11 protein-coding genes are annotated in these 13,036 nt (G+C 62.0%); 3 read left to right on the top strand and 8 right to left on the bottom strand.

All coding sequences use genetic code 11. The annotated features are described in order from the left end of the window. Nucleotides 1–41: 41 nt before the first annotated feature. From adeC to BMW74_RS01930, 3 genes are read right to left on the bottom strand one after another with little or no spacing between them, the layout of a single operon-like run. A complete protein-coding gene (gene adeC, locus BMW74_RS01920; RefSeq protein WP_093412831.1) occupies nt 42–1,502 on the bottom strand; it encodes an AdeC/AdeK/OprM family multidrug efflux complex outer membrane factor in 1,461 nt (486 codons plus the stop codon). After that, nucleotides 1,499–4,663 carry an efflux RND transporter permease subunit EmhB gene (gene emhB, locus BMW74_RS01925; protein WP_093412834.1) on the bottom strand — a complete coding sequence of 1,055 codons (3,165 nt, stop codon included), beginning with the start codon at nt 4,661–4,663 and terminating at the stop codon, nt 1,499–1,501. Before emhB ends, adeC begins: the two co-directional genes overlap by 4 nt. A 3-nt stretch (nt 4,664–4,666) precedes the next feature. Next, nucleotides 4,667–5,824 carry an efflux RND transporter periplasmic adaptor subunit gene (locus tag BMW74_RS01930; RefSeq protein WP_093412837.1) on the bottom strand — a complete coding sequence of 386 codons (1,158 nt, stop codon included), beginning with the start codon at nt 5,822–5,824 and terminating at the stop codon, nt 4,667–4,669. A 266-nt stretch (nt 5,825–6,090) separates the two neighbouring features. On the opposite strand from BMW74_RS01930, the gene BMW74_RS01935 reads away from it, so the two are divergent. Further along, on the top strand, nt 6,091–6,741 hold the full coding sequence (locus BMW74_RS01935) for a TetR family transcriptional regulator (RefSeq protein ID WP_093412840.1): 651 nt from the start codon (nt 6,091–6,093) through the stop codon (nt 6,739–6,741). A 235-nt stretch (nt 6,742–6,976) separates the two neighbouring features. Here BMW74_RS01935 and BMW74_RS01940 read toward each other — a convergent pair whose 3' ends face one another. The 3 genes from BMW74_RS01940 to BMW74_RS01950 are packed head-to-tail and all read right to left on the bottom strand — an operon-like array spanning nt 6,977 to nt 9,555. Next, nucleotides 6,977–8,026, bottom strand: coding sequence for an alkene reductase (locus tag BMW74_RS01940; protein WP_093412843.1), 1,050 nt, complete (start codon nt 8,024–8,026; stop codon nt 6,977–6,979). A 22-nt stretch (nt 8,027–8,048) separates the two neighbouring features. Further along, the gene (locus BMW74_RS01945) at nt 8,049–9,215 is read right to left on the bottom strand and encodes an MFS transporter (protein ID WP_093412846.1); all 1,167 of its coding nucleotides are present in this window, start codon (nt 9,213–9,215) and stop codon (nt 8,049–8,051) included. Nucleotides 9,216–9,249: 34 nt separating this feature from the next. Further along, entirely contained in the window at nt 9,250–9,555 is a 306-nt protein-coding gene (locus BMW74_RS01950) for an ArsR/SmtB family transcription factor (RefSeq protein ID WP_093412849.1), read from the bottom strand. A gap of 153 nt (nt 9,556–9,708) precedes the next feature. Between BMW74_RS01950 and BMW74_RS01955 the strand changes: the two genes are divergently transcribed. After that, on the top strand, nt 9,709–10,293 hold the full coding sequence (locus BMW74_RS01955) for an acyl carrier protein phosphodiesterase (protein WP_093412852.1): 585 nt from the start codon (nt 9,709–9,711) through the stop codon (nt 10,291–10,293). Between the two features lie 58 nt (nt 10,294–10,351). Here BMW74_RS01955 and BMW74_RS01960 read toward each other — a convergent pair whose 3' ends face one another. Both BMW74_RS01960 and olsB read right to left on the bottom strand, forming a co-directional pair. Beyond that, on the bottom strand, nt 10,352–11,143 hold the full coding sequence (locus BMW74_RS01960) for a lysophospholipid acyltransferase family protein (RefSeq protein ID WP_093412855.1): 792 nt from the start codon (nt 11,141–11,143) through the stop codon (nt 10,352–10,354). Continuing rightward, nucleotides 11,143–11,898, bottom strand: a complete 756-nt coding sequence (gene olsB, locus BMW74_RS01965) for an L-ornithine N(alpha)-acyltransferase (protein ID WP_093412859.1) — start codon at nt 11,896–11,898, stop codon at nt 11,143–11,145. Before olsB ends, BMW74_RS01960 begins: the two co-directional genes overlap by 1 nt. Before the next feature lie 140 nt (nt 11,899–12,038). On the opposite strand from olsB, the gene BMW74_RS01970 reads away from it, so the two are divergent. Beyond that, entirely contained in the window at nt 12,039–12,926 is an 888-nt protein-coding gene (locus BMW74_RS01970) for an acyl-CoA dehydrogenase middle domain-containing protein (RefSeq protein WP_093412862.1), read from the top strand. Nucleotides 12,927–13,036 lie beyond the last annotated feature (110 nt).

Consider the following 13,036-nt stretch of genomic DNA (forward strand, 5'->3'; position numbering starts at 1 on the left):
AAAGCCCACCAAAAGGTGGGCTTCGTTTTTTCCGGCGATTATCAGAACAACTTCAGTTCCGGTGCTTGTTCTTTCACCGGCTCGTTCTTCGCGGTCTGGGCGTTCCAGCCGCCACCGAGCGCCTTGTACAGGTTCACGTCACTGACCAGTTGCGACAGGCGGTCGGTGATCAGCGACTGCTGGGCACTGAACAGCTGGCGCTGGGCGTCGAGGAACGTCAGGTTGCTGTCGACACCAATCCGGTAGCGACGCTCGGCCAGGCGGTAGTAATCCTGGTTGGCCTGGACGAGGTCACGCTGGGCCTGCAACTGTTGGTTGTAGGTCTGGCGTGCGGCAAGGCCGTCGGAGACTTCCTGGAAGGCGGTCTGAATCGACTTCTCGTACTGCGCGACGGTGATGTCTTTCTGGATCTTCGAGTAATCCAGGCTGGCGCTCAGGGCGCCGGCGTTGAAGATCGGCAGGTTGATGGTTGGCGAGAACAACCAGGTGCCCGAGCCGCCCTTGAACAGGCCGGACAGGTCCGGGCTCAGGGAGCCCGCATTGGCGGTCAGGCTGATGCTCGGGAAGAACGCTGCCCGTGCCGCGCCGATGTTGGCGTTGGCGGCCTTGAGGCTGTGCTCGGCGGTCAGGATATCCGGGCGACGTTGCAGCAGGTCCGAAGGCAGTCCGGCCGGCACATCGCTCAGCAGGTCGTCGGCCAGTGGCTTGGCGGCGCTCAGGTTAGCCGGCACGGTCGTACCCAACAGCAAGGCCAGGCTGTTTTGATCCTGGGCGACCTGGCGGGTGTACTTGGCCAGTTGCACCTTGGCGTTTTCCACCGAGGTCCGCGACTGGCTCAGGTCCAGCGCCGAGGCCACGCCGACTTCGTTGCTGCGGGCGGTGAGCCGGTAGCTTTCTTCGAAGGTGGCGAGGGTGTCCTGGGTCAGCTTCAGCAGTTCCTTGTCGGCCTGCCAGGTCAGGTAGGCGTTAGCCACGCTGGCCACCAGGCTGATCTGCGTGCTGCGGCGAGCTTCTTCGGTGGCGAAGTAGTTCTGCAGCGCTTGCTCGTTCAGGCTGCGCACACGACCGAACAGGTCGAGTTCGTAGGCACTGATACCGATGGTGGCCGAGGCGGAGCTGGCGATCATTTCATTGCCGGAACTCGACACATTGGCCGGCATCCGTTGGCGACTGCCGGTGCCGGTGGCCGAAACCGCCGGGAACAGGTCGGCCCGCGAGATGCGGTATTGAGCCGCATAGGCGTCGATGTTCAACGCCGCGACACGCAGGTCGCGGTTGTTTTCCAGGGCGACCTGAATCAGCTGTTGCAGGGCCGGATCATGAAAGAACTGCTTCCAGCCTTGTTCCGCGGCCGCCTGGCTTGGCGCCTGGGCCGGCGAATAGGCCGGCCCCTGCGGGTACTGCCCGGCCACAGGGGACTCGGGTTGCTGGTAATCGGGGATCAGCGAGCAGCCACCGAGTACGAACGCGGCGACGGCTAGCGAGAGTAGCGACTTGCTCATTGGCCAGCCTCTTTAGAAGTTTTTGGTGCATCGTCGAGGTCGGCATTTTTGCGCTGACCCATCGAGGACACAGTGACAAAGAACAGTGGGACCCAGAAGATCGCCAGGACGGTGGCCGTGATCATACCGCCGATCACGCCAGTGCCGATGGCATGCTGGCTGCCCGAACCGGCGCCGGTGGAAATCGCCAGCGGCACGACCCCGAGGACGAAGGCCAGCGACGTCATGATGATCGGTCGCAGACGCATCCGGCAGGCTTCGATGGCTGCGTCTGTCAGGCTGCGTCCCTGTTCATGCAGTTCCTTGGCGAACTCGACGATCAGAATGGCGTTTTTCGCTGCCAAGCCGATGGTCGTCAACAGCCCCACCTGGAAGTACACGTCGTTGGACAAGCCGCGCAAGCTGGTAGCGAGCAGGGCGCCGATGATCCCCAGCGGTACCACGAGCATGACCGCGATCGGAATCGACCAGCTTTCATACAGCGCCGCCAGGCACAGGAACACCATCAGCAGCGACAAGGCGTACAGCGCAGGTGCCTGAGAACCGGACAGGCGTTCCTCGTACGACAGGCCCGTCCAGGAGATACCGACACCGGCCGGCAGTTTCTTGGCAAGGGCTTCGACTTCGGCCATGGCGTCACCGGTGGAGTAACCCGGGGCCGGAGCACCGAGGATCTCCATGGCTTCCACGCCGTTGTAACGCGCCAGCTTCGGCGAGCCGTAGACCCACTCGCCCTTGGCGAATGCGGAGAACGGCACCATGGTGCCCTGGCTGTTGCGTACGTACCATTTCTTCAGGTCTTCGGGGCTCATGCGTGAGCTTGGCAGACCTTGCACGTAGACCTTTTTCACCCGGCCACGGTCGATGAAGTCGTTGACGTAGCTACTGCCCAGGGCAATCGACAGGGTGCTGTTGATTTCGGTCAGCGTGACGCCCAGGGCGCTGGCTTTCTCGTCGTCGATTTCCAACTGGTATTGCGGTTCGTCGTTCAGACCGTTCGGACGTACTTGCGCCAGCACCTTGCTCTGCGCCGCCATCCCCAGGAACTGGTTACGAGCGGCCATCAGTTTCTCGTGGCCGATACCGGCGCGGTCCTGCAGGAACACGTCGAAGCCGGTGGCGTTACCCAGTTCCAGTACCGCCGGTGGTGCAAACGCAAACACCATGGCGTCGCGGAAGGTGAAGAAGTGGTGTTGGGCACGTTCAGCGACCTTGAACACGCTGTTGTCGGCGTTACGCTCGTGCCATGGCTTGAGCATGATGAACGCCATGCCCGAACTCTGGCCACGACCGGCGAAGTTGAAGCCGTTGACGGTAAACACCGAGGCCACCGCGTCACCTTCACCACCGTCCTTGTTTGGACGCAACAGGAACTCGCGCATTTCATCCACGACCACCTGGGTGCGCTGGGCAGTGGCGCCCGCTGGCGTCTGGACCTGGGCGAACAGGACACCCTGGTCTTCTTCAGGCAGGAACGCCGTTGGAATACGGGTGAACAACCAGATCATGCCGACGACGATGACCAGGTAGGCCAGCAGGTACGGCGCTTTGTACTTGAGCATGTTGCCCACACCGCGCTCGTAGCTCTGTACACCGCGATCGAAGTTGCGGTTGAACCAGCCGAAGAAGCCGGTTTTTTTCGCGCCGTGCTCACCTTTTGGAATGGCCTTGAGCATGGTGGCGCACAGGGCTGGGGTGAAGATCAACGCAACCAGTACCGACAGGGCCATGGCCGAGACGATGGTGATCGAGAACTGCTTGTAGATCACCCCAGTCGAACCGCTGAAGAATGCCATCGGCAGCAGTACCGCCGAAAGCACCATGGCGATACCGACCAGTGCGCCCTGGATCTGCCCCATGGATTTCTTGGTGGCTTCCTTGGGCGACAGGCCTTCCTCGCTCATTACCCGCTCGACGTTTTCCACCACGACGATGGCGTCGTCCACCAGCAAGCCGATGGCCAGCACCATGCCGAACATGGTCAGGGTGTTGATACTGAAACCGAAGGCCGCCAGGATGCCGAAAGTGCCCAGCAGTACCACGGGCACGGTCATCGTGGTGATGACGGTGGCGCGGAAGTTCTGCAGGAACAGGAACATCACCAGGAACACCAGCACGATCGCTTCGACGAGGGTTTCAACCACGCCCTTGATCGATTCGGTCACCACCGGGGTGGTGTCATACGGGAACACCACTTCCATGCCTTCCGGGAAGAACGGCTTGAGGCTGTCAACGGTGGCGCGCAGGGCCTTGGCGGTGTCCAGGGCGTTGGCGCCGTTGGCGAGTTTCACCGCCAGGCCGGAAGCCGGGGCACCGTTGAACTGGGCGTTGATGCTGTAGTTTTCGCCACCCAGGGCGACATCAGCGACGTCCTTGAGGCGAACCTGGGAACCGTCCTTGTTGACCTTGAGCAGGATTTCCTTGAACTGATCCGCCGTTTGCAGGCGAGTCTTGCCAATGATCGTGGCGTTCAATTGGGTGCCAGGCACGGCAGGCAAGCCGCCGAGCTGGCCGGAAGATACCTGGACGTTCTGGGCCGAAATGGCGCTACGCACGTCGACCGGCGTCAGGTTGTAGTTGTTCAGCTTGGCCGGGTCGAGCCAGATACGCATGGCGTACTGGGCACCGAACACCTGGAAGTCACCGACACCGGCTGTCCGCGAGATCGGGTCCTGCATGTTGGACACGATGTAGTTGGACAGGTCGTCCTTGTTCATGCTGCCGTCGCGCGATACGACGCCGATCACCAAGAGGAAGTTCTTCACCGCCTTGGTCACGCGGATACCCTGTTGCTGCACTTCTTGGGGCAGCAGCGGGGTGGCCAGGTTCAGCTTGTTCTGCACCTGAACCTGTGCGGTATCGGAGTTGGTGCCTTGCTCGAAGGTCGCGGTGATGGTCATGGTGCCATCGGAGTTACTTTCCGAGGACACATAACGCAGGTTGTCGATACCGTTGAGTTGCTGCTCGATCACCTGGACCACGGTGTCCTGCACGGTTTGCGCAGAAGCACCTGGGTAGGCAACGGAGATGGCGATCGCTGGTGGTGCGATGCTCGGGTACTGGTTGATCGGCAATTTGAGGATCGATAGAGCCCCGACCAGCATGATCACCAGGGCAATTACCCAGGCGAAAATCGGACGGTCGATGAAAAAATTCGACATTGTTTACTCCCCTTTGCCGTCCGCAGCTTTGTTTGTTGCCTGTGCAGGGGCCGGGGTGCTCGGTGCTACGTTAGTTGCCTCGCTGACTTTGACCTCAACCCCCGGCTTGACGTATTGCAGGCCTTCGGTGATCAGGCGGTCGCCAGCCTTGAGGCCATCTTCAACCAGCCATTGGCTGCCGACGGTGCGGCTGGCCTTGAGCTGGCGCAGTTCGACCTTGTTGTCCGGGCCGACGACCAGAGCGGTTGGCATGCCCTTGAGATCACGGGTCACGCCTTGCTGTGGCGCGAGAATCGCGGCGTCATTGATGCCCGCTTGCAGTTGGGCGTGCACGAACATCCCAGGCAGCAGGGTGTGTTCCGGGTTCGGGAACACCGCACGAATGGTCACCGAACCGGTGGTTTCGTCAACCGACACTTCCGAGAACTCCAGGCGGCCCTCTAGGTTGTAGGGGCTGCCGTCTTCGAGGGTCAGCTTGACCATCGCGGCATTATTGCCAGCCTTTTGCAATTTGCCGGTGGCCAGTTCGCGACGCAATTCCAGCAGTGCCACCGAGGATTGGGTCACATCGACGTAGATCGGGTCCAGTTGATGGATGACGGTCATGGCGTTGGCCTGGCCGCTGTTGACCAGGGCACCTTCGGTGACGTTGGAGCGGCCAACTCGACCGGACAGCGGCGCCAGCACCTTGGTGTAGCGCACGTTGATCTGCGCGGTCTGCAGGGCGGCTTCCGATTGCAGGCGATTGGCCACGGCGGTGTCGTATTCCTGGCGGCTGACGGCCTGTTCCTTGACCAGTTGCGCATAGCGATCGGAAATCGACTTGGTCGATTGCAGGTTCGCCTGTGCACTGCTCAGGTTGGCCTGGTAGATCGAAGGGTCGATCTGGTAGAGCTGCTGACCTTCCTTGACGTCGCCGCCTTCTTTGAACAGGCGCTTGAGGATGATGCCGTTGACCTGTGGGCGAACTTCCGCGATGCGGTACGCCGTGGTGCGTCCCGGTAACTCGGAGGTCAGGGTAAAGGGCTGGGCTTTAAGGGTAACGACGCCGACCTGAGGGGTTTGTGCGACTGGCGCCGCCTCTTCCTTTTTACATCCGCTGAGCAGCGATGCCAGGGCGACGGCGGTGACCAGAGCAGTAACAGCTGGCTTGAATTGCATGAAGATCCTCGGGTCAGGCGCGCAAGACGCGCACTAGAAAAGTGGAAAGGTAAAATTTTTTGCCGGGTGGATAAGTAGCATGCTAAGTAATATACTTACGTTCGTGGTTGTTTGTAAATACCTAGACTGTGTATCCACCCAGTTACAAACGCAGTTGCAAAGTATGAATTGTAGGCGGGAGAAACGATCCGAGAGAGGTTGTCTCCATATTTGTTCAGAGGGTGTTCAGGCATCGCTGAAGCATTGCTGATCGAGGTTTTACTGTCATGGTTCGTCGTACCAAAGAGGAAGCTCAAGAAACCCGCAGCCAGATACTCGAAGCGGCAGAAAAAGCCTTTTATGAACGAGGCGTTGCGCGCACGACGCTGGCGGATATCGCCACCCTGGCCGGCGTCACGCGTGGTGCGATCTACTGGCACTTCAGCAATAAAGCGGACTTGGTCCAGGCGATGCTCGACAGCCTGCACGAGCCGCTGGCTGACATGGCCCGGGCGAGTGAAAGCGAAGAGGAAGAGAATCCGCTGGGGTGCATGCGCAAGCTGTTGATTCATCTGTTTCATCAAGTAGCCTTGGACCCGAAGACCCGCCGCATCAATGAGATTCTGTTCCACAAGTGCGAATTCACTGATGAGATGTGTGATCTGCGCCAGCAGCGCCGCACGATCCACCTGGATTGTAATGTGCGTATCGGCCTGGCACTGCGAAATGCGGTTAGACAGGGTCAGTTGCCCGAAGACCTCGACACGACCCGCGCCGCGATCAGTATTCATGCCTACATCGACGGTTTGCTGTACCAATGGTTGTTGGCCCCCGACAGCTTTGAGCTCCACAGCGACGCCGAACACTGGGTCGACGCCGGGCTGGATATGCTGCGCTTGAGCCCCAGCCTGCGACTGACCAGAAGACAACATGCGTAATAGAACCCGTTTGTGTCAACACCCACGGTAGTTGACGCCCGGACTTTACCTGCCGCTGACAAAGGGGTGCTTTTATATACGCACACCCGGTCGCTTGATAGGTAGCGGACTGCGTATTTTGTAGGGAAATTGTGTCATCGAGGTGAACGTGTGTGAGCCGCCCGCGGTTCATCACCGTTCAATGCAAAAGCCCCGGCGCTTTCGAGTCGGGGCTTTTGCGTTTCAGTGGTCAGGCTTAGAGCGTTGGGTAGTCGATGTAGCCGACCGCGCCCTTGCTATAGAAGGTTTCCGGGTGGGCTTCGTTGAGCGGGGCATCGGCCTTCAGGCGCGCTGGCAAGTCCGGGTTGGCGATGAACGGCACGCCGAACGCCACTGCATCGGCCTTGCCACTGGCCAGCCAGGCGTTGGCGCTCTGCTGGGTGAACCCCTCGTTGGCAATGTACGGGCCGCCGAAGGCTTCTTTCAGGCGCGGGCCGAGGCTGTCGTCGGCTGCGTGTTCGCGGGCGCAAATGAACGCGATGCCGCGCTTGCCCAGCTCGCGGGCGACGTAGAGGAAGGTTTCGGCGCGGTTGGCGTCGCCCATGTCATGGGCATCGGCGCGTGGCGCCAGGTGCACGCCGACCCGGCCGGCGCCCCACACCTCGATCGCCGCATCCGTCACTTCCAGCAGCAGGCGCGCCCGGTTCTCCAGGGAGCCACCGTAGTGATCGGTGCGCTGGTTGGTGCTGCTTTGCAGGAACTGGTCGAGCAGGTAGCCGTTGGCGCCATGGATCTCCACACCGTCGAAACCGGCGGCCTTGGCGTTCTCGGCACCGGTGCGATAAGCGTCGACAATGTCGGCGATCTCCGCGGTTTCCAGGGCGCGCGGCGTTGGGTAGTCGGCCAATGGGCGAACCAGGCTGACGTGGCCCTTGGGCTGGATGGCGCTGGGGGCCACGGGTGTTTCACCGTCAAGGTAGGACGGATGGGAAATCCGCCCCACGTGCCACAGTTGCAGGAAGATTTTACCGCCGGCACCGTGCACCGCCTTGGTCACGTTGCCCCAGCCGCGTACCTGGTCGTTGGACCAGATGCCCGGCGTGTCCGGGTAGCCAACGCCCATTGGCGTCACCGAGGTCGCTTCGCTGAGGATCAGGCCGGCGCTGGCACGTTGTACGTAATACTCGGCCATCAGTGCATTGGGCACACGGCCCTCGTCGGCGCGGCAGCGGGTCAGCGGAGCCATGATAATCCGGTTGGCCAATTCGACGTCGCCAAGTTTGATTGGATCGAAAATAGTCGTCATAAGAAATATGCCTCGAAAGTGATCAAAGAGTTGCCGGGGCCAGCTCGGCATCGCCGCGCTGACGGAACGTAATCAGGGTTACCACCAGGGCCAGGATCGCCAGCACCGCAGCGGCCAGGGGCACGCGGGTGAGGCCGAAACCGTGGGCGATGACACTGCCGCCGACCCAGGCGCCGAAGGCATTGCCCAGGTTGAAAGCGCCGATATTGAGGGTCGACACCAGGTTGGGCGCAGCCTTGCCGAAGGCCACCACGTTGACTTGCAGCGCCGGTACGGCGGCGAAGGCGGCGGTGGCCCAGAGGAACAGGGTGATTTCGGTGGGGATCAGGGCAACGCTGGTCCAGCTCAGTGCGGTCGAGATCACGGCCATGGCGATGAACACACCGATCAGGGTCGCGGCCAGGCGTTTGTCCGCCAGCTTGCCACCGATGATGTTGCCCACCGTCAGGCCCAGGCCGATCAGCAGCAGGGTCCAGGTCACGCCCTTGGGCGAGACGCCGGTCACGTCACCGAGCAGCGGCGCGACGTAGGTGAAGAGGGTGAACATGGACGCCGAGAACAGCACGGTCATGCTCAGCGACAACCAGATCCCGGCACCCTTGAGGGCGGCCAGTTCGGCGCGCATGTCGAGTTTTTCTTCATCGCCCTTGGCCGGCAGGAAGCGGATCAGGCCGATCAGCGCGACCACACCAATCACGGTCACCGCCCAGAAGGTCGAGCGCCAGCCCGCTTCCTGGCCCAGCGCGGTGCCCAGGGGTACGCCCAGCACGTTGGCCAGGGTCAGGCCGGTGAACATCAGGGCCACGGCGGACGCCCGCTTGTTGGCCGGCACCAGGCTGGCGGCCACGACCGAGCCGATGCCGAAGAACGCGCCATGGCACAGGGCTGTGACCACGCGGGCAAACATCAGCACGTTGTAGTCACTGGCCATCGCACACAGCAGGTTGCCGATGATGAAGATGCCCATCAACGCTACCAGTGCCGCCTTGCGTGGCAGCTTGGCGGTGGCCAGTGCCATGAAGGGCGCACCGATGGCCACGCCCAGGGCGTAGCCGGTCACCAGCCAGCCGGCGCCGGGGATCGACACACCCAGGTCGGCCGCCACATCGGGCAGCAGGCCCATGATGACGAATTCGGTGGTGCCGATGGCGAAGGCACTCAAGGCCAGTATGAGAAGCGGGAGGGGCATGGGTATTTCCTTGTTGGCCGACTGACGTTAAGGGTCAGAGCTCTTTACTGAGTGTGCCGAGAAACGCCTCGATGGTTTCCTCGTTGCGTTTGAAAAAGTGCCATTGGCCGACTTTGCGGCTGCTGATCAGACCGGCGCGTTGCAGGGTCGCCAGGTGTGCAGACACCGTGGACTGCGACAGGCCGCAACGTTGATCGATCTGCCCGGCGCAGACGCCGTGCTCATTGCTGTGGGACTGGTCGGGGAATTCGATAGTCGGATTCTTCAGCCAGTGCAGGATTTCTCGCCGTACTGGGTGTGCCAGGGCTTTTATTATTTCGTCGAGGTCGATGGTGGACATGGCAGGGCTCGGGTGGGTATAGCGTTATATCGCGATAAGGCGAACTTTAAATCGTTAGTTCGCGATATACCAATATGATTTGGTTCTGATGTCCGCTTAAATCGGTATATCGGGTTATAACGATATATGGGGCGCAGTGCTAAGCTACGCGTCATGAACTATCTCGCACATCTACACCTCGGCGGCCAGCGTCCCGGGCAATTGCTCGGCAGCCTGTATGGCGATTTCGTCAAAGGGCGGCTGCAAGGGCAATTCAACCCGGAGATCGAGCGCGCCATCGCGTTGCATCGACACATCGACGTGTTTACCGACCGCCATGTCCTGGTGGACGCCGCGTTGTCGCGCTTCACCCTGACCCGGCGCCGTTATGCGGGGATCGTCCTCGATGTGTTTTTCGACCATTGCCTGGCACGGGACTGGACGCTGTATGCCGACTCGCCGTTGGATCAGTTCACCTCGGGTGTGTACCGGGTGCTGTCGGCCGAGCCTCAACTGCCTGAACGCCTGGCGCGGATCGCACCGTACATGGCGGCCGATGATTGGCTGGGCTCGTATCGCGACTTCGCGGTGCTGGATCAGGTGCTGCGCGGGATTTCCCGACGCCTGTCGCGGCCCGAGGAATTGGCCTTGGCGATGCAGGAGTTGGAGCGCCTGTATGAGTCGTTGAGCGAGGACTTTCGCGGTTTCTATCCACAGTTGCAGGCGTTCTCCCACGATCGACTGACAGCGCAGAACTGAAAGTGGGAACGAGTTCGCTCCCCCAAGGAGTCTCTATTCCTTTAGTTGAATCATCTGCTCAGGCTGCAATGGCCGGTCGCATCGGTGTTTGCTGGGTGAGTGGGCTCGCCCCAAACAACGCCAGATGCACCGCCTGCTGCGCCTCGAACGCCAGCGCTGCACGCTCGCGGCCCTGGCAGGCAATCGGGCGCAGCAGGTGAATCTCGACATCGCCCTGGTCGTGAGTGAACAGGCGCATCAGGTGCGACAGCAGGTCGTCGTCGCCAATGAAAGGGGCCAGCGGGTCGACCTGGCCATCGCGCAGGTAACGAATCGCCACCGGTTGCAGTGACACCTGCGCGTCGATGGCGGCCGACAGCAGGCGGCCATGGAAGGTGCGCAGCGAGCGGCCATCGGTGGTGGTGCCTTCGGGGAACATCAGCAGAGCATGCTGTTGTGCCAGGTGGCGGCTCATCTGTGTGCGAATCAACTGGCTGTCGCCCGCACCCCGGCGGATGAACAGGCTGCCGGCCTTGGCGGCGAGCCAGCCGGCCACCGGCCAAGTGCGTACTTCGGCCTTGGACAGGAACGACAGCGGGGTGAGCATGCCCAGCAACGGGATGTCGGTCCAGGACACGTGATTGCTGACCCAGAGCATCGGCTGGCGCGGCAACGGTCCGTGCACCGTGACGCGAAACGGCAAGGCATGGCTCAGGCGACTCATGAAGAACTGCGACCAGCGCTGGCGCCGCACCATCGAGTTGGCCACCCCCAGGCGTTCGAGCAGGCCAAACACCCCGGCCATGCTCAACCCCAGCGCCACCACCCCGAGCACTCGCGCAATCCGCGCGTACACCCGCAGCCGGCTCATTACACGGCCGCCTTGAAGTGCTTGGCGTAGCGCGGGCAGAGCTCGTCACGCTTGAGCAGGATAAACACGTCGGCCACCTGGAATTCCTCGTCCCAGCACGGCTCACCGCAAATCTTCGCCCCCAGGCGCATGTAGGCCTTGAGCAGCGGCGGCATTTCGGCGATCACGTTGGCGGGGATGTCGAGGCTGGGCAACGGCTTCTTCGGCACGGCGCGCAGGTGCTCGGTGCACAGGTAGCGTTCGCGCAGGCGCTGCATGATGGCGTGTGCCTGGATCCCGCCGTCCTGCATCGCAATACTCGCGCAGCCCATCAGGTAGCGGTAGCCGCCCTGGTTCAGCACCTCGGCCAATTCACTCCAGAGCACCGCGATGGTGCCGCCGTTACGATAGGCCGGGTCGACGCAGGTCCGGCCAATCTCCAGGATCGGGCCCTGGAGGTGGATCAGCCCGTGCAGGCTGAATTCTTCTTCGCTGTAGAACTTGCCCAGGCTGCTGGCGGCCGTATGGTCGAGCAGGCGGGTGGTGGCCACCAAGTGCCCGGTATTCAGGTCGCGCACACCAATGTGGGTGCAGTGAACATCGTAGTCATCCATGTCCAGACCCCGTTCCGCGCCCTTGAGCTTGGCGTTGAACTCAGCACTGAAAACCTTGAAGCGCAGGGCCTGGGCTTGTTGCAAGGCCTGGGCGCCGATCAGGCGTTCGGCTTGCAGGCGGCGTTCCGTGCCGGTGTCGCTGATGTTGGCGATCTGAGTCATTGCGAATCTCCATACGGACTGTTCACCCGTCATGGGTTGCAGTCGATCGACTTTGTTGTGCAAAGTCAGGCTATGTAGCCCCGGTGTCATCGCCATGAAGCTTTGGTGATGCTTGTGTGACAGCCTTTGAGGAACCTCCTATGCCTTGGCAAGCCCTGTTGAGCAACACTGCGCGATTGCCCGAAAACGCTGACCTGGCGGAGGGTTACGCGACCTTGCTGCACGAACTGGGAGTGGTGACACCGTTTGAATTGGCCGTGCGCGGCGGGCGGATGATGGCCACGCCGGGCCTGGCGTTCCTGGTGGGTTACCAGGCGGCCCTGCGCATGTTGTGGCCCAGTGCGCCGCAAACCCTGGGGGCGATGTGTGCGACCGAACAGCGCAGCCTGCGCCCGGCCGACATGCAGACCCGCCTGGTCGGGTTGCGGTTGAGCGGCCGCAAGGACTTCGTCACCGCCGGTGATGCCGCCGACTGGATGCTGGTGGCCGCCCGCAACGAGGAGGAGGGCGAACCACCGCGCCTGAGCCTGGCGGTGGTGTATTGCGGCGAGTTGGGCGTGCGGGTCGAGAAGCTCCCGGCCATCGCCTTGATGCCGGACATCAGCCATGGCCGCTTGTACCTGGACAACGCAGGGTGCGAATTGCTGGCCGGCGATGGCTGGGACGCCTACGTCAAACCCTTTCGCACCCTGGAAGACATCTACGTGCTCAGCGCCCTGTGCGCCTGGTTGTACGGCGTCGGCCATGACAGCGGCTGGCCGCAAGGGCTGCAACTGCAATTGCTGGCCGTGTTGGCCGGGTGCAGCGAGGCCAGCCGCCAGCCGCCCACCAGCAGCGTCGGGCATGTGTTGCTGGGTGGGTTGTTTGCGCAGTTCGAGGCCTTGAAGGCTGCACTCGATCAAGCCTTCGCCGCTGGCTCGCCGCACTGGGCGACCTTGTGGGCGCGTGATCAAGCGGTGTTGAGCCTGGCAGCCGGGGCGCGGGCCAAGCGACTGGCCAAGGCGTTGGCGGGGTTTGTGCCCGGCTGACGGGCCTCTTCGCGGGCAGGCCCGCTCCCACGATTGAGCGAGTTGAATCACATTGTGGTGAGCGGCCACAAAACCCTGTGGGAGCGGGCTTGCTCGCGAAGACGTCATCC

The organism is Pseudomonas sp. ok272, from assembly GCF_900109995.1.
Lineage (GTDB): Bacteria > Pseudomonadota > Gammaproteobacteria > Pseudomonadales > Pseudomonadaceae > Aquipseudomonas.

What these genes read in the sequence shown, in the direction of transcription:
- BMW74_RS01955 (WP_093412852.1), top strand. Translation starts at nt 9,709, where the DNA reads ATGAACTATCTCGCACATCTACACCTCGGCGGCCAGCGTCCCGGGCAA.
- emhB (WP_093412834.1), bottom strand. Translation starts at nt 4,663, where the DNA reads ATGTCGAATTTTTTCATCGACCGTCCGATTTTCGCCTGGGTAATTGCC.
- adeC (WP_093412831.1), bottom strand. Translation starts at nt 1,502, where the DNA reads ATGAGCAAGTCGCTACTCTCGCTAGCCGTCGCCGCGTTCGTACTCGGT.
- BMW74_RS01935 (WP_093412840.1), top strand. Translation starts at nt 6,091, where the DNA reads ATGGTTCGTCGTACCAAAGAGGAAGCTCAAGAAACCCGCAGCCAGATA.
- BMW74_RS01940 (WP_093412843.1), bottom strand. Translation starts at nt 8,026, where the DNA reads ATGACGACTATTTTCGATCCAATCAAACTTGGCGACGTCGAATTGGCC.
- BMW74_RS01970 (WP_093412862.1), top strand. Translation starts at nt 12,039, where the DNA reads ATGCCTTGGCAAGCCCTGTTGAGCAACACTGCGCGATTGCCCGAAAAC.
- BMW74_RS01950 (WP_093412849.1), bottom strand. Translation starts at nt 9,555, where the DNA reads ATGTCCACCATCGACCTCGACGAAATAATAAAAGCCCTGGCACACCCA.
- BMW74_RS01945 (WP_093412846.1), bottom strand. Translation starts at nt 9,215, where the DNA reads ATGCCCCTCCCGCTTCTCATACTGGCCTTGAGTGCCTTCGCCATCGGC.
- BMW74_RS01930 (WP_093412837.1), bottom strand. Translation starts at nt 5,824, where the DNA reads ATGCAATTCAAGCCAGCTGTTACTGCTCTGGTCACCGCCGTCGCCCTG.
- olsB (WP_093412859.1), bottom strand. Translation starts at nt 11,898, where the DNA reads ATGACTCAGATCGCCAACATCAGCGACACCGGCACGGAACGCCGCCTG.
- BMW74_RS01960 (WP_093412855.1), bottom strand. Translation starts at nt 11,143, where the DNA reads ATGAGCCGGCTGCGGGTGTACGCGCGGATTGCGCGAGTGCTCGGGGTG.